Here is a 22,321-nt window from a genome sequence, read left to right on the forward strand (position 1 = left end):
TTTCAAATTAATAAATGTTCCAGAAGAGCGATAAATATGCAGAAAGAGCTTTATAACCGGTATCGTACCTGTAGCTGTTTGCATACGATATTCTGCCGGAAATATAAAAATATTCAAATGGTTTATAAACGGCGTCCGCGTAAAGTTCACTTACGATAAAATCGAGAACTGGAAGATATCCCACTTTACCGCCTGTTTTCAACGCAAGTTTTTCGCTGTTTTCGAGTATGAAATCCGCCCATAAACTGTGGGATATATAATTTTGCGGCGTAAAATAATAGGGCGAGTTGAAACCGTAATCTGCAAAATAATATTCGTAACCGATCACGCCGCTTCCCTTTTCTTTTTCTTCCTCAATGAGAGAATTGAACGTAAAAAATCTTTTCCCGATTCTGAGTTGAAAATCGTTGCCGATATTTCCGTCGGTGACGCTGAGATAGTTATAAAACAATGACAAATAGAGCGTCTTTTTGTAATTGTAAGAAGAATTAAATCGATAAATGTCCGTATTCATACGGTACGGCACAAGAAGCGGCGAAAGCAAAATCAAACGAGCGTCGTTCCTTTCGAACGAAAATGCAGCGGAAAATTTGTCTTCTATAAAATATCTGACCATTGCGTCCCAGACATTTTTCCTCTGCTCGCCCGAGATATTAAGTTCGCCCTTGCTTCCCGTTAACACCAAATTTTTTAGCGGATAAATACTGGCGATTAATTTTAAACCCGTCAAATGCTTTACGTACGAATTGTTTTTAAACCCCGCTCGCTGCCATTGAGCGCCGAATCCCAGAAATCCGAGAAACCCGCCTTCCACTCTTGCCCCGTAATTGAAATAGTCGAGGTCAAAATTGTCGATGTATTTTGTAGTATAAGGAGTTATGTTAATATTTGTCGGGAAAAGTCTTCTGACGAAATCACGAAACGAAATAAGTCCTTTTTCGAGTCCGTACGGCGGAATCCAGCTTAATCTTTGTTTAACGAGATTGATGTTCAAAGAATCCGTAAATTCTTCTTCCAGCTCTTCGTAAATATCTTCGGCGTCGCCCCATTCCCGGCGAGCCGCATAAGCGTCTCCCAAAAACATTTTTTGATATCTCACCTGTTGCAACAAATCTCTATCTTCAATCTCGTTTTCGAGTTCTTCGATTAAATCTTCGGCTTCTTCGAGCTTGCCCGATTTCGTCATGTAGCCAGCCATCAATACATATTTCTGATCGATTTCTCTTTGCGTCTTCGGGTCGTCGGTTTTCGACAGGACGGTTTTGTAGACGGAATCGGCTTTGCCAAAAAATCCGGCAGCGGCAAAAGCGTCTCCTTTGAGTAAAAGGATCTGCATATCGGGCGCGTCGACATTTGCGAGTTTTTCCATTTCGCTCTTAATTGCCGCTGTGTCTCCCAATTCATGATAAATTTTGATTCTTTCGACGGCAATTCTGAAATCGAATTTGTCGTTCGGATCGTATTTTTCATAGAGCAATCTGTCGTAAATTTCGAGCGCCTTCTCTTCAGCTCCGCCGCATGCGAGTATGCCGGCATATTCAGCGTATTCCTCGCGGGTCGGCTCCGGTTTCTTTTCGAAATATTCTTCGTATTTGGCGCGCGCTTCTTCGCATTTTCCTTCCGAATAAAGAATTTGCGCTTCGCCTCTAATTTCAAGCGCTTTTAGTTCTTCATAAGCCGACAAATGCAGTTCGTAAGTGCTTTCGACGCTTGCGACCAATTGAGAATTCGGCGCCAATTGTTTTGCAATATCGAGATATTTCTTCGCCTCGTCGAAATTCTTTTTCCATGAATAAAGAGAAACAAGCGAAAGATACGCCTGCAATTCCCGAGGCTTTTTGTCGATTACTTCCAGTAAATATTTTTCAGCCAGATCGAGATCTAAAACAGTCCAGACGGCAATTTGCGCCCGCAGCAATTTATAATCCGTATTTTCAGGGTCAAGTTCGATCAATTTATCGAGCTGCGCAATGGCGCGTTCCCATTCATAATTCCAGGCGCAATATCTGGCATAAGCATACCGTACGTCCAAATCTGAATCTTCGGGTTTATCGGCAAGGTATTCCGACAAGACTTCGATTGCATCGTCGTATTCAATAAGATTCGAATAGGCTTCGGCTAGTTTAAGAACCGCTTCTTTATCGCCGGGATTGTTTTTAAGAATTTCGGTATAATACGCAATTTTACTGTTGTTTGTACTGTCCCGATAATTCGTTACTAGATTGTAAAGCGCTTGAAATTTTTCATTGTCGTAATATTTGTTCTGGAGAAGAGTCAACTGTTGGTAAGCTTCTTCATAACGATTTGCTTTAACAAGGTTTTGAGCCAGAAGGAAACGAATACTGTCGTTTTCCGGATATCTGTTGACTATCGAATAGTAGCGGTCGATCGGATAAACTCTTTCGAAAGAACGCGGCTGATTCAAACGGAGATAAGCTTTGTTTTGAGCCAGGTCCAAACCGTCCTGCGCTTCTTTGAAAAATGGTTTCATTTCCAGAGCTCGTTTGAATGCGTCTTCGGCAATATCATACTTGCCCAGCCACAAAGTAAAATAACCGTAACGGCTCCATAAACGCCAGTCGTCCGGATGACGTTCTACATACTTCTTCAGAATTTTTTCGCCTTTACTGATCGAGCCGGTTTTTGCCAGGATTTCAGTATAACGAATAATTTCGTCCGGCGAGGCGTTGTCGTCTCTTTTTAGATATTCGTCGTACCAATATTCTGCATTCTGCCATTCTTCGAGCCACCTGTACGACTTACCGATTTCAAGGTAATAAAAAGGATAATCGGGATTTACCGCTATGTCCCGTTTATGTCCTTCGATTTTCTGATAGAGCTGCTGATGCCAGTACGATATAACCCGGTTCAAATCTTTTGAGATCACTAAATTTGCCGGGTCGAGCCGCAGGGCGCGTCGCAAATCGAGAACCGCATACTGAAATTGCGTCATCTGCTCGTAACAGAGTCCCCTAAGATGATAGCCCTCGGCCAACTGAGGGTTTAACGAAATATATTTATTCAATTGGTCGACGGCTTCGGCGTATCGACCTTCGTTCATCAGGTTTTGCGCCTGCCTCTTGACGGCTTCCGATTGAGCTTGAGAAAATAAATTGGATGTAAATAAAATCAGAAGAAGAATTATTTTTATACGGACAATCATCATCCTAAAAATTTATTTAAAGGCTGATACGCATTCGTAGCTGAAGTTTCCGCCGACAATACGTATTCCATTAACGACTCTGCGTTGTCGAAACGTTCGTCGATTGCCGTATTAAATATCGAGATGTAGTCCATTATCGCTTTAAGATACGCGGGGTCTTTACTCGGCAGATTATTTTGCACCGTAGTAATTAAATCGACCACGCCTTTCAAACTCCCTTTTACCAAAAGCACAATCACTTTGTTTTCGATTACGCAAATCTTGTCTTTTTTGCTCGTCGATATTCTAATAGAATTTTGCAATTGATTGACAGAGAGCAATCCTTTTACCTGAGCTACAGGATCTAGTTTGAAGGATACGATATAAAATATTTGTCCGGTGCTTTTGTAGAGGGCGATCTGATTATTCAGAATTAACAGAAAGTCGTTGTAATTATAGATATTAGAAAACGCGTACGGTTCGGGCGGAATATCGATACGCGTCTGTTTTGTAGGGAATCCTTGAAAATGATTTTCTCTGGTCGGATACGTCGCTTCGTATTCTTCGGTTGCAAATGTTTCTTCGTGAAACTCTGTTGTAATTCCTTTATTCGGACGAATTCTGTATTCGGAAGCAAATTCTCCTTCGGTATGCCCTACATTCGGCGTTATTGTAACTCTGCCTCCCTGGAAACGCGAAGAACGGTCGCTCGGTTTCGACAAGCGAATTATTCCGGTAACAAACTGCGACAATCCTTCGACTATTGCATGAGCTTTCGGCGTTGCCGGCTCGCTTATTACAAACAAACTTGTAATGTCGCGTTCCTCAATGGTTTCGACTGTATTCAAAAATGTATTTCGCAGGTAATCGAGATTTTTAAAACCGACAAAAGGAGTAAGTTCGTCGAATATAATTCTCGTAGGATTATATTGATTTACCACCGTAATAATGTCCTTAAAATATTCGACCAGATAATCGTCCGGATTATACATGCCGTAAACTTCATTGGGAGGCGCCACGCGTATTACAATTATCAGATTCTGGTTCATATACGACTGAATATCGAAATTGAGCGATGCCGCCTGAATCATCAAATCTTTAGGCCGCATTAATGTAAAATAGAGGCATACTTCGGAAGCTTTGGCTGCTTCGAGCGCAAATTGCAAACCGAGCAGAGTTCTTCCTGATTTCCTCGGTCCAACCAGTAAATAACTTCCGCCTCTGTATACACCGCCCCAATTTTTGTCGATAAACTCGAATCCGGACGGTATCATTCTTACAGGACTGATCATGATAAACTCGTTTTAATATAATAACTAATTAATTTAAGCAATGAACATGCCAAAAAAATTATTTATTTTCCGGCTGTTTTGTCCGTTTTTTAATAATCAGAGAGTTTCATTATTCAAACAACGTCTCAAAATAAGACAGGGTCATCTGCTCAAATTCCCGTATACGAAAATAGCCACGGCATTGGAACTGATTGTCGGTTCGTTCGTAATATAATCTTCTTTTTCGTCCCTGTAATAGACTTCGCTGCTCTGATGTTCTTTTAATTTATCGTAATCATTATACGGTATTTTGAAATCATCCACAATTTTTTTTTCAATGGGACCCGCCGCAAATCCGCCCGGAAGTTTGCCTTTAAAATACGAAATTTGATGATGAAAATTGACGGTAAATTTTGTTCCGAATCCGTAAACGAACGATATTCCCCACGGATTCTTACCGAGTATGAAATCTTTTTGCGCAGCCATCAAAGTATCGTATTGCCTGTCTCCCGTAAGATTGCGATATAGAATATCGATTAGAGCGATACCCAGCAATGTATGATTTGTTCCCCAGCTTAAAGGGACGCCGAGTTCGAACAGGTTTTTACGGCTGTAATCCCTGAAGGAATCGAGACTGGTTTTCAGATAGTCCGAAAAACGGGGTTGAAAATGCGCCAGGCGGTAATGAGCAAGAGCGTTTATATCGCCCCAGCTCCACCAGTAATCGCTGCCGGCCGAATCGGCATACGATACGGCTTCTTCAAGATAATTTCTTTTACCGGTCGACAGAAAGAGTTCCGCGGCTGCAAGGGCAAGTTTGCCTTTGTAATTTTTATCGATATACATTCCGCTGCCCGAACTGTCGATGTCCGGGACTGAATTTTTGAGACTGTAGTATTTAACAGCCGTATTCAAACACGTATCGGCAAAATCGGGATAATTTAATTTATTTTTCCAGATGCGCGAAGCAAGCGCCAAAGTTGCCGAATAAATTCCGATTAAATTTTTTCCGATACCGGCAAAAGCAGGCCGGTCGTATGTAAGCGGGTCGTCTTCGGGCATACGCCAGCCTACATTGTGATCCCGTAAATCCTGTACCTGAGTTATCAATTTATCGCCGTAGCGGCACCTCAATATCCAGTCCAGTCCGATTTTGGCTTCCTCGAGAATGTCCGCCACGTTATTGTTATTATTGTCGAATCCGAATTTATCCGGAGCGAACTCGTATGCGAACAACAGCAGATAGGTCGAGTAAGCGGTTGTGTTCAAAAACTTTGTATAGTCGCCGGCGTCGTGCCATCCGCCGGTTAAATCTTTTTTAATATTAAGCGTATCATCGCCGTCGTAAATTGCCGTGGCGTCCGCAATGTGACAAACTTCGTGCAGCAGAGGATCCGTGTAACCGCACCGCTGCACTTTGAAAAAGTCGAGCAGCGATTCGGTCAATTTTCCGTACACTTTATTCCCTATTTCAAAAGTATACGAAGTTTTGTCTCCCGCTCTGACAATGTATTTGCCTTTTTCTTTCAAACCGGAGAAATCGAATTTATAGTTGTAATTATACCTGCCGTGTTTGAACTCCGTATTATAAAACTTCGGATTAAATTTCATCTTACCGTTTTCCAATCCGATGATTTCGAGTTCCAAATTATCCAGCGGAACCGTGGAAAGGATTACGCCAGTTTTAATATCGTCCGGCAAATACCCCACCTGGTTCAATCTTATCACGAAATCGCCGTCCGTATTAACGGCGTTTCCGCAATTGTGAGCGGTAAATAAAAATATCAGCAAAATTGAATAGAGCTTTTTCATTAAAAGAAATTAGTTTTTATTAATTACAATTTAGCAATAATTAAAATATTTTCTTAACTGTCGATAAAATCGGTTTTGAAAATGACGTCCCACGTTTTCTGGCTTACTCCGAAACCTTTGGTTGCGTCTTTATAGTGATGCCGCATATGGTGTTTTTTGATCATTAGCCAGAATTTATTTTTTATTCTCAAATGATGAACGGCATAATGAGTCATGTCGTAAATCAGATACCCCGACAGAAAACCCGCAAAAAACGGATTGATCGCCTTATTTCCCAATAAATAGAGATAAATAAAATAAAAAAACAAAGCCAGCGGAACGCTTACGGAAGGCGGCATAACGAGACGTTTCGAGTCGTTAGGATAGTCGTGATGAACTCCGTGCATAATAAAGTGAAGACGTCTGCCGATTTCGCTTTCGGGTTCGTAATGAAACACGAAACGGTGCAGAGCATATTCGGTAAACGTCCATACGATTAATCCGAGAATAAAATAAAAGCCAATTTGCCAAATGCCGAAAACTCCGCCGGATAAATAAAAGAGATACGCAATAACTGGCAGATATATTATCAATGGCACGCTCCAGTGGACTCTGGAAAGCGACTCCAAAAGATCGTTGCGAAACATTCGAACTGTTTCGTCTTTATTGGAAATATAATTCTTAGACACTATACCATCCCCCTTTAATAACATTATCAGAACAAATTCTCAACCGGAGAGATTCCCAAACCGGGCAAATTCTTCAATAAAAATTTACCGTTCGAAAACTCGAGCCCTACAAACGGATCGTTGTTAATCAAAAGATTGCCGTCGAGGTCGATATAGTCCGCCAGCGGAGCCAATTGCAGCGCGGCGGAAATGCCGCAAGACGTTTCCGTCATGCAGCCGAGCATAATTTTCTTATTCATTGATTTTGCCGATTCGATCAGTTTGAATGTAGAATAAATTCCGCCGCACTTCATGAGTTTAAGATTAAATCCGTCGTAAAACGGGGCAACTTTTTCAACATCCTCCAAGCTTTTGACCGACTCGTCGGCAATAATCGGGATTGACGAGCTACCCTTTAATAATTCGACAACTTTATCTTCGCCCACCGGCGCGGGCTGCTCCACGAGTATTACATTATTTTCTTCGAGCCATGCAAGAAATTCCCTAAAGAAATTGATTCCGAGTTTACCGTTTTCCGAAGAGAGGTCTTCGAGTCCTTCCCATGCTTGATTTAAATCCACATAGAGGGGTTTATCCGTTAATCTTCTTATAATACGGATAATTTCTTTATTATAGTCGTGGTCTTTGCCTAGTTTTATTTTATATACGTCGAAGCCGGCTGCGTCTTTAATTTTTCGCTCGATCATATCGGGAGAATCGAGCCCGATTGTATAAGAAGTGCTTACTCCTCCTTTATAAACGACGTCGTAAAAATCTCTAACGGGTTTATTCAGTTTTTTCCCGAGATAATCGTGCAATGCAATATCGACCGAAGCCAGAGCCGCACGGTTATCGCCCGCATGAGAACTCAAAATATTAAGATATTCTTTCAATGCGTCGAATCCCGGAATATCACCCGCTTCAATTCCATTCAGAAAATTAATTACGCTTTCCCGGTTTTCTTTCATATACTGAGGCAAACTTGCTTCGCCGTAACCCTTAATATTATTTTCGTCTTCCGCTTTAACCAGAACTGCGGGAGTTGAATTTCTGGAATAGTAAGAAATATTAAATTGATTTTTTAGAGCGAGAGTAAATTTTGCGGCTGTAATTTTCATACTGGTAAAAATAGGAGAAACGAAGGTCACTCGAAAGAGCGACCTCCGTTTTTTGATAATTATTTTAATCTATGTCAACCGAAGTAGGTTTGATGGCATGCATAGAGCGCCAATCCGATTGCGGCTAACATGATGATGACAAAGATTGATGCACCTAATTTTCCCATGATTTAAACCCTTCCGGAAATTATTTCATTAATATCATTTTTTTGACGGCTGTAAATTCACCCGCATCAATTCTGTAGAAATAGACGCCTGCGGCGGCGGATTTTCCGTAATTATCTTTTCCGTTCCAGACTATCGTATGATTGCCCGCCTGGAATTCACGGTTGATAAGAGTCCTTACTTCCTGTCCAAGTATATTATATATCTTTAATGAAATAAATCTTGATTCCGGCAGCGAGAATTTTATTACCGTTTCGGGATTAAACGGATTCGGGTAATTCTGTTCCAAAGCAAAGTCCGAAGGAATTTCGGCAGCTTCTTCAACGCCGGTTACATTGTCGCCGACTTTGAAATATCCGGATTCGGAATATTCCGAAACGTCGCCGTTTGACGTTTTTGAACGTACGCGCCAGTAGTATTCTCCCGGAGCCAACGATTCGACTGCGGCGTGTAATTGTTCCAGATTTTCAAAAGAGCGTAGATCGCTGAATTCCGGATTATCCGCTAATTCGACGTCGTATTTCAAAGTCGATTTAGAAGGCGCCGGTACGAACCACGAAAGCATCGGCTGAGCTGTGTTTACAACCACTCCGCCGTTCGGCGAGCCGACCATCGGAACCACAGAACTTGCGCCCGGATCGATTGTGAAACTGTATATTGTTGAATAAGGCGTATAATTCGCACCCGAATAGTATCCTCTTACTCTCCAGTAATAAGTCGCGCCCGGAGTCAGTCCGGTCAATTGATAAGAATAATTATTCCCTACGGTTCCCGGCGCAATTGTTGTCGGACTGCCGAAATTGCTCTGTTGCGAATATTGAACTTCGAATCCCGTTATTCCGAGATTCGATCCGTTTAAATACCAGTATAACGTAACATCGTCGTCGTATACAAGGCTGGCGTTATTCGGAGCCGAAGGAACGACCGTAACCGTGCCTCCGCCGACAACTGTAAATGAACCCTGCGAATAATCGGCGTGCGCTGGAGCGTTCGTGCCGTCGTAAAGCGCCACAGCCCAGTAATATGTCGAGCCGTACGTTAAATCTGACGTAAATGTGTAAAACAAAGTATTAATATCGTTGATTGTAACCGTACCGTCATATGTGTTGGCCCAATCAGCCGAAGCGCTCGTTTCTTTCCATCGCACTATAAATCCGCTCCAGCCTAATGTCGAACCGTCTATATACCACGATAATGTCGGTCTTGCCGTATAAACCGTGGGATTGCCAACGGGATAAGAAGCAACGGCGCTGCTGTTCTGTCCTCCGACAATTTTGAAACTTTCGGCGGAACTCCATGCGGAAGCATTTGCGGGATTGCCGTTTTCATAAGATCTGACTTTCCAGTAATAAGTTGCTCCCGCCGTTAAGTTGGTTACCTGATAATACAAATTACTGATATTCGTATAAGTCGGCGTTCCCGTAAATGTATTTGTTGTGTTAATTTCTATATCGTAACGAAGGTCGGTCGCAAGCCCGGCAACATACCAATAGAGAGTCGGAGAAGTTGTGTAGACGTCGACCCCGCCAATCGGGTACGAAGGAACGGGTTGATATGCCGTTACTGTAGCTGCGGCATAAGTCGTAAATTCGGCTATATCCGAATAATTAGTTTGCGAATTGTATGTAGTCTTAACCTGCCAGTAATAATGAGTGTTTGCGTCCAGGTTGGATGTTAAAGTATAGAATAAATTAGCGCCGGAACTGTATGAAGAATAAGCAGTTTCATCATCGAGTTTTGCAGGATCCGCGCCGCTGTTCGTTTTGGATATAAGTACTGTGTAAGTAGCGTTCGGTTCCGATTCCACAGTATACCAATATAATGTAGGTTGTAGAGTATAAACCGTCGCATTACCAATAGGCCAGGAAGGATAAGCTTTCACAGCTCCGCCTTTGGTAGTAAACGAAAAGACCGACGAATATTTTGCTACTCGGTCGGAAAAGTCGAATTTATTCGCTACGGTTCCGTCGTCGTAATAAGCCACCACTCTCCAGTAATATTTCGAACTGCCCTGCAAGCCGGCAGCCGATTGATTCAGCGTATTTATGTTATCTATAAAATATGCAAAGTCTGCGGTTGACGATGTGGTTACGTAATTATTAACTGCGTTATACCATTCGCTTTGCGTGGGCGGCGTGGATTTTTCGTAAACCTGCAGTGAAAACTTCATCGAACCTACCGGAATGCCCAGGTACCACGAAAAGAGCAACGGGTCGTATTGAATGACTTCCATAGCGTCTGAAGGAAAAGATTGCGTAACAGTAAAATCGCTCAATGTAGTAAACGACCAAACGCTCGATACCGCTCCGTTAACCGTTACGCGCCAGTAATAAGTAGTGTTGTTGTCGAGCGGCATGCCCGCATCGCTCTCTGTAAAATTATATGACCCTGCGGCAACCGATTTGCTTGCCACAACGTTGGCGAAAAGATTGTCGGTAGCGATTTCAATCAGGTACGTGGATGTTCCGTCGTAATCCCATGAAAATTCGGGCTCCAACGATACTCCCGTTAATGTATTTGCCGGAGAAATCAAACCCGGCACCACTTTGAACGTTCTCGACGCCGTTGTAACTGCGGTATTGTCTAACGGAGTATTGGAGTCGTCGATGGTAACTTCCCATGTATATGTTCCGAAATCGAGATTAGCCCCGAATGTAAACGGACTTGTTTCCGTATTGTTATAACTGTATGCGTTCGGTCCCGTGACGTTAAGATTATACGTTACGTTACTTACAGACGCCGAAGCGCTCCATTGCAAAGTAGGAGTCCTGTCGGATAATTCCGCTCCGTCTGCAGGACTGTCGAGACCGATCGTCGGGAAACCCGTTTTAAACTGATTCCCGTTTACAGTAAAATTGTCCGTGCCTTCGTCGTCGTTTGTGACAACGATACGAGTATCATAGTTTGTGTTATAATCGAGAGGCGTCAGGTTTACAACCTGGTTGATAAGGTTGCTGTTCTGATTGGCAAAAGTAGCCAACGTAGTCCACCCCGAACCGTCGTTAATTTGCACGACTATCGTAACCGTAGAAGCTGTGCCCGAATGAGTATACGAAAAATCAATCGACTGCCCGGTTACCGCTAAATTAGGCGCATTAGGCGGCTGACTGTTAATCGTAATAGACGAAGGATCAATTTGTGTTTTAAATGAATACACGTGCCATCCGCCGTCTCCCCCTGAGCCATTTATATCTGTGTCCCTTACTCTCCAATGATATTCGGTATTGTAAGAAAGCGCAGGAAGACTTAAGCTTGTAGCTGCGGTACTCGTAGCCGATGCATCGACGCTTCCGAATAGCGGGTCGTCGTCAAAGTCAACGTCGTAAGGACCGTTAGGAACTCCACCTTCATCAAAAGCGGTCCATGAAACCGAACCTAAACTTTGGGAAACCCCGGCTTGTCCGTCATTCGGCGTGACCGGCGCTTGCGCATAATTTATCGCAGAAAAAAGTAGAATTATGCATAATACTAAACTGTATTTCAAATATCTCATTTGCATCCTCTGAGATTGTTAAAGAATTATTTTTATCGGCTGGGTAATATTTTACTATATTATTAGACAAGATATCTTATTATTTTATTATAAGCAAGTTTTTATTTATTTATAAACTACTTAATTAAAATAAACGTGATGGCACGCATAGAGAGCCAGTCCTACGGCGGCAATTACCGCGCCCATCATAAATTTTGCCAACAGATTTTTCATATTATTTTATTTTATTAATAACATTCGTTTTACCGCCTGTTTGGAACCGGCCGTCAATTTATAGAAATAAACGCCGCTTGCAACTTTATTTCCGAAATTATCGTCTCCACGCCACTTAAGGTCGTACTTACCGGACTGCAGTTCTTTTGAAATTAACGTTTTCACTTCTTTGCCCAGAACATCGTAGATCGTTAATGTAACAAAGTCTTTCCTGTCGATTGTAAAGCGGATTGAGGTTTCCGGATTAAACGGATTCGGGTAATTTTGATACAATTCGAAATCGTATTCTAATTCTTCGTTTTCTTCAACCGCCGTTACATTATCGACGGTTTTAAATATGCCAACTGAAGAATAATCGGACATCTCTCCCCCTTTCGTCTTTGATACGACTCGCCAGTAATATGTGTTGCCTGGATACAGACCGTTAATCTCGACGAACGGTTTTTCGAGTCCGCCCACTATATTTTTATTTTCGAATTTATCGTCAACTGCGTATTCCACATCATAAGTAAGTTCCGATTCGCTTTTCGTTGGGATTACCCAGGATAAAACGGCAGACGAAGAAGAAACCGGCTGAGCGTGATTCGGAGACCCGATTAAAGGCACAACGGCAAATGCGCCTGCGTCGGTTGTAAATGTTGCAATCGAAGACCATGCCGATTCGGATCCCGGCGAACCTGCAACTTTTGCTCGTACCTGCCAGTAATATGTTGTTCCTGCCGATAATCCGGACAATGCGTAAAAATTATTGCTCAGATCCGAAATTGTGACGGGAGCGGATAATTGCCCGCCGCCGTCGAGAGTAGTAGAGTAACGTAAATCGTAATTAAGCGTGTGCGCCGAAGATGCATACCAATATAATGTAGGAGATAGCGTATAAACGATAGCCCCTCCTATGGGATATGTTTGCGTAGGCACAGGAGCGCCAGTCGAGGCATACGACGGTACATTAAATGATTCTACGGACGACCATGAAGAAGGAACGCCTGCGTCCCCTATTTTCGAACGGACACGCCAGTAATACGTTCCGCCGTTTAATCCCGATGGAAGCATATAATAAAGATTATCAATCCAGCCCGAATTCCCCAGCGGGGCGTCATTTAAATCGGAATCGTAGTCCCACTCGACGTAATACTTTAGTCCGTCTACATATGAAGTTATATACCAATACAGCGTGGGAGGATTGATATAAGAATCGCTGCCGCTAACAGGCCAGGACGGTACCGGCACGGGGGCAGACGCAGGAGTCGCGCTGTAGATTTCAAAACTTTCTTCGCCGCTTGTAACTACATTAGAAGCAAATGTATTCGACGTAGATGCATCCACAACATAATAATAAGTATTGCCCGGAGTTAAATTCGTAAGCGTCAAATATAAATTACTCGTAACGCCGCTGGTGCCTGTATAACTGCCCGACGACGTGCCGTAACGGACACGGTAATATAAACCGGGATAATATGAATTTACGTACCAATAAATTGTAGGGCTTTGAGTATATACCATAACTCCGTCAGCAGGATAAGTCGCTACCGGAGTTGGCACTGATTGAGTAGTAAATTCCCAGACGTCAGAATAACTTGTTACGATTCCCGCGCTTGTCTTGCCCGTAATTCTCCATTTATATAATTGACCGGGCGTCAAAGAAGAAGCGTCATAGGAATAAAAAGTTCCCGTTAAATCCGACGCAACGCTCGTAGGAGAAGAAAAATCGGCGGCGTCGTCAACTTCCAGGTCGAATTTCATCCCGTACTTTGTAGAATACCAACTGAAATAAACCGTTTGCAAATTGAGAGTGGAAGAATTGGCGGGAAGCGTCGGAACCGGGATATACGGGGCAGCTTTAATTATGTCTCTGCCGCTGGAGGTTCTTCCGGCGTTAGAAGTCATTATAATTTCGCCGTTCGGACCTTGAAAATGAGACCCTACGAAATTCCATTGCCCGCTGCCGCCATTATAAAGCGAACCTGTCAGGTCCATTAAAAAATTTCCGGCTTTGTCATAAATATGAATATCTTTAGAGGACATAACCGTTACGGCAATATATTCATTGTCTCTGCCAGTCCAGTATCCCCAATAACTGTCGACAATAGGCGTAAAGCCTTGATCTTTTATCCAAGCGGCGCCGTTATAAGTTAAAGTATGCGTTGTATTAACAGGCTCGGCAACGGTTTCTCCCGACCAGTAGAGTATTAGAGTACCGTCTTCGTTTGAAACCGGTTCGTATTCTTTGTAGTCGGAAGTATTGGTAATATTAGTTCTTGTAGCGCCGTCCCAGATGAAAAGGTCGGCACCTCCTCCCGCGCCGTAATCCCAAAAAATAATCGACGTCGTACTGGAACCGAGGAAATCCGGATTGGATACATCGTCGCCTCCGGAAGGTTCATAAACGGCAGTTGTCAAACCCGTTGCCAATTCGTACTTCAATACCCGGTTGCTTGTGGCAGCATTTCTCTGGACATAGCCGACAAACAATCCGTCGTCGCTCCAGAACGGATTACCGTAAGTAGGACCTGTACTGTTATCTGAATCGCCTGCTGAAATCACTGTTTCACCGCTGCCGTCCGCATTCATAAGCGCTATTTCAACTCGTCTTATCGGACCTTCGTAGTAATACTTTTGCGCTGCAATTTTCGAACCGTCCGGACTCAAACCGGCTTGCGTGTAATAAACATTCTCAGGCGCGGCAACAATTGCATCGAATGTGTAGTACTGATTGCTGAACTGAGGCGAGCCGTAACTGTTGACCGAACGCAACGATTTCTTAATCGAACTGTTTGATTCAATCGGTTGGTTATGCGTATTTACCTTATTATTCTGCGCCGCTAATAGTACAGACAGAATAAAAAAGAGGACAATGCTCTTTTTCATTTGCACCCTCTGTCTCTTTTTTTATTAAATAATTTTTATTTATTACCCTTTCGTCAATAACCCGGAACCATATGAGGAAAGGTAATATTTCTTCGGCTGGTGTAACAAACGTAAAGTTAATTATACATAATGTCAAGAAAATATTTTAAATAATACTTAGCTATTAAGTTATTTATATATTATGATTAATTCACTTTTATTAGAACGTTGCCCCGCTTGTGACCTTTGTCCACATAGCCGTGTGCGGCTCTTATTTGATTTATACCGTATTCCCTGTCGATTAACGGCTTAAGTTTGCCGATCGAAATCAATTTATTAACGAAGTCCATATCGCGCAGCTTTTCCTTTGCCGATCTTAAACCCGTAAAAGCAATTATTGCTTTTTTACTTCCGATAAAACGCGTATATAATTTCTGCAAAAGTATTGCTGGAGTAATCACCGTAGTAAGATACCTGCCGTTTTTCTTTAAATATCTTTTTGTTTTATTGAATGACGTTTTCCCTACCGCGTCGAAAATAATATCATACTTTTTCAATTGTCCGGAGACGCCTGGCGAAGAATAATCGAAGGCATAATCGGCGCCGAGAGATTTTACGAGTTCAAAGTTCCGGGGACTGCATAGCGCGGTCACTTCGCAATTATAAAACTTAGCCAGTTGAACAGCAAAGGAACCGATACTCCCCGACGCGCCGTTGATCAACACCTGCATTCCTTTTTCAATTTTGCCTTCGTCCCTTAAAAACGGAAGAGCCGTTAAAGCTCCGTATAAAGCTGCAGCCTGGTCAAAGGAGACGCCGTCTGGAATCAACGAAACAGCTTCCCTTCGATTGACTTTAATATATTCCGCGTATGCGCCGAATCCGTCGGGCGCGCCGCCCCATACTTTATCTCCTTTTCTAAAATTAGTCACGGAGCTTCCGGCGTGTTCCACAACGCCGGAAAATTCGCCGCCTAAAACATTTTTCTTCGGTTTGAAAACACCCGTAAAAAGCCGCGCAAAAAACGAGTCGCCTTTTCTGAATGTTGTATCTACTGTTGTGACTGTCGTATAATGAACCTTTATCAACAATTCCTCTTCGTTAACAACAGGCTTATCAATTTCGGAAACGTACAGCGCGTCCGGAGCGCCGTATTCATTATTTATAACGGCTTTCATTTTACCTCTTTTTTTTAAGAACACAAGGGATTCGGTAATAATTCAATTAACATAATTATTTATTTTTATTGATATTTTTGAATGATTATCCAATATTTGCAGAAATTTAAATTCACAACTGAGGACGATAGATGATTCCTAACAATTCCGGAAGAGAACAATGGGGCAGCCGTGTGGGTTTTATATTGGCGGCGGCAGGCTCGGCTGTCGGTTTGGGTAACATTTGGCGTTTTCCCTATCTTGCAGGCGAAAACGGCGGAGCGGCTTTTATATTTGTTTATATTTTTTGCGTGTTGCTCATCGGTATCCCGGTTTTAATAGCCGAAGTGCTTATCGGCAGGAGCGCTCATAAAAATCCCGTAGGGTCATTCAAGTCCCTGCACCCTTCTCCGTTCTGGCATTCCGTAGGAGGGATCGGCGTAATAGCCGGCTTTGTTATTCTTTCATTCTATACGGTTGTAGCCGGATGGACGCTCGGTTACATTTACGAAGCGATTAACGGCAACTTACTCCAATACAGCTTGCCCGATATAGCTCAATCTCATTTTTCAGAGTTATTGGCGAACGCTTACTGGAATGTAGGTTTGCTTACGGCATTTATGCTTCTGACAATGGGAATTGTCTATTTCGGAGTTCAAAAAGGAATCGAACGCGGCAGCAAAATTATGATGCCGATGCTCTTTATTCTACTTCTGATATTAATGATTAGAGGACTAACTTTGGAAGGCGCATCGAAAGGACTGGAGTATCTTTTCAATCCCGACTGGTCTAAAATCACTACAGGGGTTGTATTGGCTGCAATGGGACAGGCATTTTTTTCGATGAGTTTGGGAATGGGCGCCATGCTTACTTACGGAAGCTATATGTCGAAGAAGGATAATCTTCCCGCCGCTTCAATTTGGATTGCAGCGCTCGATGCATTAATTGCCATAATAGCGGGTATCAGCATTTTTACGGTTGTATTTGCAACTGGTCAAAATCCTGACGTGGGACCGAGTCTCATATTCAGAACGCTTCCGGTTGTATTTACAAAAATACCCGGAGGCTTTTATTTTTCGATTTTGTTTTTTATAGCCCTCACATTAGCGGCTCTTACTTCCACGGTTTCATTGCTCGAAGTGGTTACCGCCTATTTTGTTGACGAAAAAGGCTGGAGCAGAAGGAAAGCGGTCGTGGTATTCGGATTTGCCGCTTTGCTGCTCGGCGTGCCGAGCGCATTGTCTTTTAATCTTCTTGCCGACTTCAAATTCGGAGAGTTTACTTTCTTCGATTTGTCGGAATTTTTATCGTCGAACTTGCTTCTGCCGATCGGAGGATTTTTCATATCGATTTTCGTGGGCTGGGTTTGGGGTTTCGATAAGGTTAGAAATGAAATAAGACAGGGAGCCGAATCGCTCTTCGATAAGCATCCGTGGCTGCTGAATTACTGGAAATTCATATTGCGATTTGTAGCCCCGGTACTGATAATCGTAATATTACTCAGTTCCATCGGAATCATCTAAACTAAAGGGGTAAAAATGAAAAAATCGACCGCCGGATTAATAGGCATCGCAATAATCTTTACCGTTTTGATAATCGGAGGCGTCCCCTTCTTCAACAGCGTATGGACTTTTCCCGGTAATTTCGAAAGTATTAAAAATTTCCCGTCGCCCGATGTGCCCTTGGGTTCTATACCGTTAATGCTGATTGCGCTTCTTGGTACGGGGATTTTCATAACCATAAAACTGAAATTTCCTCAAATCCGTTATTTCTGGCACGGAATAAAAGTTACCGCCGGAATATACGACGACCCGAAAGACAGCGGGGATTTGAACCACTTCAGAGCGCTCTCGACTGCAATCTCGGCAACGGTTGGTATAGGAAATATTGCGGGCGTTGCAACGGCAATCTATTACGGCGGTCCGGGCGCGCTTTTCTGGATGTGGGTGACGGGCATATTCGGTACGGCTTTAAAATTCTCAGAAGTTTCACTCGCTCACAAATATCGCGAAATTTTACCCGACGGCTCGATTGCCGGCGGTCCGATGTATACAATCGAAAAAGGACTTGGACCGAAATGGAAATGGCTGGCAATTATGTTTGCATGTTTTGCGGTTATCTGTTCGTTTGCTACCGGAAATGCCATCCAGGCTTTTACTTTGTCAGACCAGGTTTATTCGGAAGTAACTCAAATTGTCGGCACGAATAATTTCTGGACAATCAAACATCAGATTTTTACGGGATTTGCAGTTTCGTGGCAGCAGGTTATAAACGGACTGATTCTCTCCTCAATTGTAGCATTGGTAATTATAGGCGGCATTAAAAGAATCGGAAGAGTTACAAGCATTCTCTCTCCTTTCATGGCAGTCTTCTATATTATTGCCGCGCTGGCAATAATCATTGCAAATATCGGTTCGTTCATTCCGAGTATTGAATTAATAATCGAAATGGCTTTCAATCCGCCGGCAAAAATAGCGGGAGCCGCAGGCGGCACATTTCTCGTAATGCTGAATACGGTACTGTGGGGAATCAAGCGAGGCTTATATTCGAACGAGTCCGGTCAAGGAAGCGCTCCGATCGCGCATTCAGCCGCTAAAACCAAATACGGCGTACGTGAAGGCACTGTTGCCCTTCTGGAGCCTTACATCGACACTCTTACAATTTGCACTTTGACCGGTTTGGTTATAATCATTACGGGCGCATGGTATCATACGGAATTTTACAAACTCCGCATCGATCCCAACTACACGGATCAAATTTACAACGCAAGCATTTTGACTTCATACGCATTTAAAATCGGATTGAGCTGGCTGTTCGATTACGGAGATAAAATCGTAACTCTTGCGGTTCTGCTCTTCGCAACTTCGACAATAATAAGCTGGTCTTATTACGGCGACAGAGCCACGTTTTATTTGTTTGGCGACAGAGCCATACTTCCGTACAAATGGGTTTTCGTACTTTTCGTTTTCATCGGCTCGATAGCCGAACTCGAAGCGGTTTGGGCTTTCGGCGACGCAGCGCTCGGCTTTATGACTGCGCCGAATCTTCTATCGATTATTTTGCTTTCGGGCGTTCTGAAAAAAGACGTGCGGGAATATTTTTCAATGAATCACATACCGTATAAAAAATTGAAGAAAGACGGGAAAGATTAAAGAAAAAAGGCTGCCGTTTGGCAGCCTTTTTTTAACCGAAGAAAGTTTCGGCAACTTTATATAATTCGAGGTCGACAGTTTTGAGTTCGCCTACGGCTTCTTCCAATTTAACGGCAACTATATCCTTTCCTTTCAAAGCCGCCATATAACCGAATTCGCCTTTATCTACCAAATCGGCTGCAAATACGCCGAGACGCGTTCCTAGCACTCGATCGAAAGCGGTCGGGCTTCCGCCTCTCTGGATATAACCCAATACCGTTGCTCTTGTTTCGAATCCGGTTCTCTTTTCGATTTCTTCTGCAATAACGTTTCCGATACCGCCGAGTTTTACGTGTCCGAAAGCGTCGACTTCCATACTGCTGAGAACGAACGAACCGTCTTTATCGACATTATTTTCGGTTTTCAATTTAGCGCCTTCGGAGACTACAACTATGCTGAAATTCTTTCCTCTGGCGTGCCTTTTTGTAATTACGTCGCACACTTCGTCGAGGTCAAACGGTTTTTCGGGAATCAGAATTACGTCGGCTCCGCCTGCAATACCGGCGTGAACCGCAATCCATCCCGCATGACGCCCCATAACTTCGACTACCATAACACGGTTATGAGCTTCTGCGGTTGTATGAAGCCTGTCGATAGCTTCCGTAGCAATATTGACTGCCGTATCGAAACCGAAAGTATAATCGGTTGCGTTCAAATCGTTGTCGATGGTTTTGGGAACGCCGACAACTTTAACTCCGCCTTTGTAAAGTTTCGACGCTACGCCTAAAGTATCTTCGCCGCCGATTGCAACGAGGCAATCGATGCCGGCGTCTTTCATGTTTTGTTTAACTTTTTCTTCGCCGTTTTCAACTTTATAAACGTTTGTACGGGAAGTGCCTAAAATCGTACCGCCGCGAGGAAGAATACCCGAAATGGCGTCGAGATCGAGCGTCATAAAATTATTTTCGAGTATGCCGCGCCATCCTTCGCGGATACCGATTACATCGTGACCATTTTGCAGAGATTTTCTTACCACCGCTCTGATTACGGCATTGAGACCGGGGCAATCGCCGCCCCCTGTTAAAATACCTATCTTCATTTAATTCTCCGTTTATTTTTTTTAGATGAGCTTCAAATTTGCAAATTTAGTCAACAGATTTTTAGTGCCGTGATTTTCAAATGCAATAGTCACCTTTTGAGTGTCTCCCGAGCCGGTAATGGCAAGTATTTTGCCGACGCCGAAAATGGCGTGCGAAACTTTACTGCCGACTCTCAGTGAACGACGTTCCTGGTCGAAATCGTCGTAGCTTTCCTGATAGTATTCGTCGATAACTTCTTTTTTCTTTCTGCCGGCTCTCCTGCTGCCGGGACCGTTAACTTCTACATAAGTAGCCTCGTCGAGTTCCTCGATGAACCGCGAGCGGCTTTGATATGCCACCTCGCCGAAACGGTATCTCGATCTTGCATAAGTAAGGAAGACTTTCTGTTGCGCCCTTGTGAGGGCAACGTAAAAGAGTCTTCTTTCCTCTTCGATTTTCGAATCCGAATCGAAGCGCGGACTCAACGGGAAAATATCCTCTTCGAGTCCCGTAATAAATACAACCGGGAATTCCAATCCTTTAGCCGAATGAACAGTCATAAGCGTAACAGCGTTGGCTTTTTCGTCGTACTGGTCGATGCCGGCAACCAGCGAAACCTCAGCCAGAAATTCGTCCAATGTGCCTTTCGGATTTTCCTGATTGTATTCCTGAATGGCTCTTAACAGTTCCTGAATGTTGTCGTACCTTGCCATCGATTCGGGCGTATTTTCTTCTTTGTACATTTTCAGGATGCCGAGCTCGTCAACGAGAGCCGAAGTCAATTCGCTTATCGAAAGCTTATCTTTCAATTCGATATACTTGTCGAGCATAAGCTTGAATTGCTTGACGTTCTTCTGAATTCTCTCCTTAACTTCAATTACTTCGAATACGCGCGCCATTGTGGTAAAGAGAGAAATATTCAGACGCCGCGCGAATGCTATCATTTTAGATATCGAAGTGTTACCTATTCCCCTCTGCGGGAAATTCATTATGCGAAGCAGACTCTCTTCGTCGTCCTGGTTCGAAAGGACTCGCAGATAAGCAAGCACATCTTTGACTTCCTTTCGCCTGTAAAATTCGACGCCGCCGATTATCTTATACGGGATTTTCTCGCGTCTCAGCGCGTCTTCAAGGGCTCTCGATTGTGAATTCAAGCGATAGAGAATCGCAATGTCGTTCAGCGAGAGCTTACGATTCGTTACTTCCTTTTTGATGCGTTTGGCGATCTGAAGGGCTTCGTCTTTTTCGTCCGAAGCACGAATGATTGTCAATTGTTCGCCGTCGTTATTTTCCGTCCATAAAGTTTTGGCAATCTGCTCGGCATTGTTTTTAATTACCGAATCTGCGGCAGCCAGAATCATCTTTGTCGATCTGTAATTTTGCTCCAGACGGAATATTTTTGCGTCTTTAAAATCCTTTTTGAAATTGAGCATGTTTTTTATTTCGGCGCCGCGCCAGCTGTAAATGCTCTGAGCGTCGTCTCCGACAACGCAAATTTTGTCCCGCGACGGACTCAAAATTTTGATCAACTCATATTGAGCTTTGTTCGTATCCTGATATTCGTCAACCAGAATATACTTGAACATTTTCTTGTACTTGCTCAATACTTTGGGATTGTTTGTAAAGAGTTCGATCGGTTTTAAGAGAAGGTCGTCAAAATCCATCGCGTTATTCATAAACAAGCGGTTTTGGTATTCTTTATAGACTTCGTGGAATTTCCTGTCGGCTGCTGATGACGACATCTCTTTTTCGTAATCTTCAGGCAGAATCATCTGATTTTTCAGAAAACTGATTTTGTGCTGAACGCCGTTTGGGGTAAGATTTTCGAGATTAATATTGAGATCCTGCATCACGTTGGAAACAAGCGACACCGAATCTTCCCGGTCGTAAATCGAAAAGTTGGGACGGTAATTTATATGTTTCGATTCCGCCCTCAAAATTCGCGCAAAAATAGAGTGAAACGTGCCCATCCAGAGCTTTTCGGCTTTTTTGCCTATCATTGCTTTGATGCGCTCTTTCATTTCTCTGGCGGCTTTATTGGTAAAAGTAAGCGCCAGAATCGATTCGGGCTCCATCCCTTTTTCGATCAAATATGCAATTTTATAGGTCAGAACCCGGGTTTTGCCAGAGCCTGCGCCCGCCACGACCATGTGCGGACCTGAATTGTACTCAACAGCTTTACGCTGCTCTTCGTTTAAATCATTTAGAAATTTCATAGGAATTGTGTGTTTTTTAAGATGCAAATT

General features: G+C 43.2%; 12 protein-coding genes. 2 read left to right on the plus strand and 10 right to left on the minus strand.

What is annotated here, in order from left to right:
* Positions 1-7 precede the first annotated feature (7 nt).
* From ACOYVE_RS00360 to ACOYVE_RS00395, 8 genes are all read right to left on the minus strand, one after another.
* A complete protein-coding gene (locus ACOYVE_RS00360; RefSeq protein WP_157867399.1) occupies positions 8-3,061 on the minus strand; it encodes a tetratricopeptide repeat protein in 3,054 nt (1,017 codons plus the stop codon).
* 101 nt (positions 3,062-3,162) lie between these two features.
* Positions 3,163-4,434, minus strand: coding sequence for an RAD55 family ATPase (locus ACOYVE_RS00365; protein ID WP_014856905.1), 1,272 nt, complete (start codon positions 4,432-4,434; stop codon positions 3,163-3,165).
* Between the two features lie 141 nt (positions 4,435-4,575).
* Positions 4,576-6,225, minus strand: a complete 1,650-nt coding sequence (locus tag ACOYVE_RS00370) for a glycoside hydrolase family 9 protein (RefSeq protein ID WP_422880472.1) — start codon at positions 6,223-6,225, stop codon at positions 4,576-4,578.
* 53 nt (positions 6,226-6,278) lie between these two features.
* Positions 6,279-6,893, minus strand: a complete 615-nt coding sequence (locus tag ACOYVE_RS00375; RefSeq protein ID WP_422880473.1) for a sterol desaturase family protein — start codon at positions 6,891-6,893, stop codon at positions 6,279-6,281.
* Positions 6,894-6,919: 26 nt separating this feature from the next.
* On the minus strand, positions 6,920-7,990 hold the full coding sequence (locus ACOYVE_RS00380; protein WP_422880474.1) for a dipeptide epimerase: 1,071 nt from the start codon (positions 7,988-7,990) through the stop codon (positions 6,920-6,922).
* A 187-nt stretch (positions 7,991-8,177) separates the two neighbouring features.
* Positions 8,178-11,648 carry a fibronectin type III domain-containing protein gene (locus ACOYVE_RS00385; RefSeq protein WP_014856900.1) on the minus strand — a complete coding sequence of 1,157 codons (3,471 nt, stop codon included), beginning with the start codon at positions 11,646-11,648 and terminating at the stop codon, positions 8,178-8,180.
* Positions 11,649-11,867: 219 nt separating this feature from the next.
* Positions 11,868-14,729 (minus strand): fibronectin type III domain-containing protein, encoded by a 2,862-nt coding sequence (locus ACOYVE_RS00390; RefSeq protein ID WP_422880475.1) that lies wholly within the window; start codon positions 14,727-14,729, stop codon positions 11,868-11,870.
* A 185-nt stretch (positions 14,730-14,914) separates the two neighbouring features.
* A complete protein-coding gene (locus tag ACOYVE_RS00395) occupies positions 14,915-15,886 on the minus strand; it encodes an NAD(P)-dependent alcohol dehydrogenase (protein ID WP_422880476.1) in 972 nt (323 codons plus the stop codon).
* 131 nt (positions 15,887-16,017) lie between these two features.
* Between ACOYVE_RS00395 and ACOYVE_RS00400 the strand changes: the two genes are divergently transcribed.
* Positions 16,018-17,388, plus strand: coding sequence for a sodium-dependent transporter (locus ACOYVE_RS00400; protein ID WP_422880477.1), 1,371 nt, complete (start codon positions 16,018-16,020; stop codon positions 17,386-17,388).
* Positions 17,389-17,403: 15 nt separating this feature from the next.
* Complete coding sequence (locus ACOYVE_RS00405; RefSeq protein WP_014856896.1) at positions 17,404-19,017, plus strand: alanine/glycine:cation symporter family protein; 1,614 nt, start codon at positions 17,404-17,406, stop codon at positions 19,015-19,017.
* Positions 19,018-19,048: 31 nt separating this feature from the next.
* Here the strand turns inward: ACOYVE_RS00405 and ACOYVE_RS00410 are convergent, their stop codons facing one another.
* Together ACOYVE_RS00410 and ACOYVE_RS00415 are read right to left on the minus strand one after the other, a co-directional pair.
* Positions 19,049-20,095, minus strand: a complete 1,047-nt coding sequence (locus ACOYVE_RS00410; RefSeq protein ID WP_014856895.1) for a 6-phosphofructokinase — start codon at positions 20,093-20,095, stop codon at positions 19,049-19,051.
* A gap of 21 nt (positions 20,096-20,116) precedes the next feature.
* Positions 20,117-22,291, minus strand: coding sequence for an ATP-dependent helicase (locus ACOYVE_RS00415; protein WP_014856894.1), 2,175 nt, complete (start codon positions 22,289-22,291; stop codon positions 20,117-20,119).
* Positions 22,292-22,321 lie beyond the last annotated feature (30 nt).

Source organism: Melioribacter sp. (genome assembly GCF_049325435.1).
Taxonomy (GTDB): domain Bacteria; phylum Bacteroidota; class Ignavibacteria; order Ignavibacteriales; family Melioribacteraceae; genus Melioribacter; species Melioribacter roseus.

Coding starts and splice junctions, on each gene's coding strand:
- ACOYVE_RS00360 (WP_157867399.1), bottom strand. CDS start 3,061: ATGAACGAAGGTCGATACGCCGAAGCCGTCGACCAATTGAATAAATAT.
- ACOYVE_RS00365 (WP_014856905.1), bottom strand. CDS start 4,434: ATGATCAGTCCTGTAAGAATGATACCGTCCGGATTCGAGTTTATCGAC.
- ACOYVE_RS00370 (WP_422880472.1), bottom strand. CDS start 6,225: ATGAAAAAGCTCTATTCAATTTTGCTGATATTTTTATTTACCGCTCAC.
- ACOYVE_RS00380 (WP_422880474.1), bottom strand. CDS start 7,990: ATGAAAATTACAGCCGCAAAATTTACTCTCGCTCTAAAAAATCAATTT.
- ACOYVE_RS00385 (WP_014856900.1), bottom strand. CDS start 11,648: ATGAGATATTTGAAATACAGTTTAGTATTATGCATAATTCTACTTTTT.
- ACOYVE_RS00390 (WP_422880475.1), bottom strand. CDS start 14,729: ATGAAAAAGAGCATTGTCCTCTTTTTTATTCTGTCTGTACTATTAGCG.
- ACOYVE_RS00395 (WP_422880476.1), bottom strand. CDS start 15,886: ATGAAAGCCGTTATAAATAATGAATACGGCGCTCCGGACGCGCTGTAC.
- ACOYVE_RS00400 (WP_422880477.1), top strand. CDS start 16,018: ATGATTCCTAACAATTCCGGAAGAGAACAATGGGGCAGCCGTGTGGGT.
- ACOYVE_RS00405 (WP_014856896.1), top strand. CDS start 17,404: ATGAAAAAATCGACCGCCGGATTAATAGGCATCGCAATAATCTTTACC.
- ACOYVE_RS00410 (WP_014856895.1), bottom strand. CDS start 20,095: ATGAAGATAGGTATTTTAACAGGGGGCGGCGATTGCCCCGGTCTCAAT.
- ACOYVE_RS00415 (WP_014856894.1), bottom strand. CDS start 22,291: ATGAAATTTCTAAATGATTTAAACGAAGAGCAGCGTAAAGCTGTTGAG.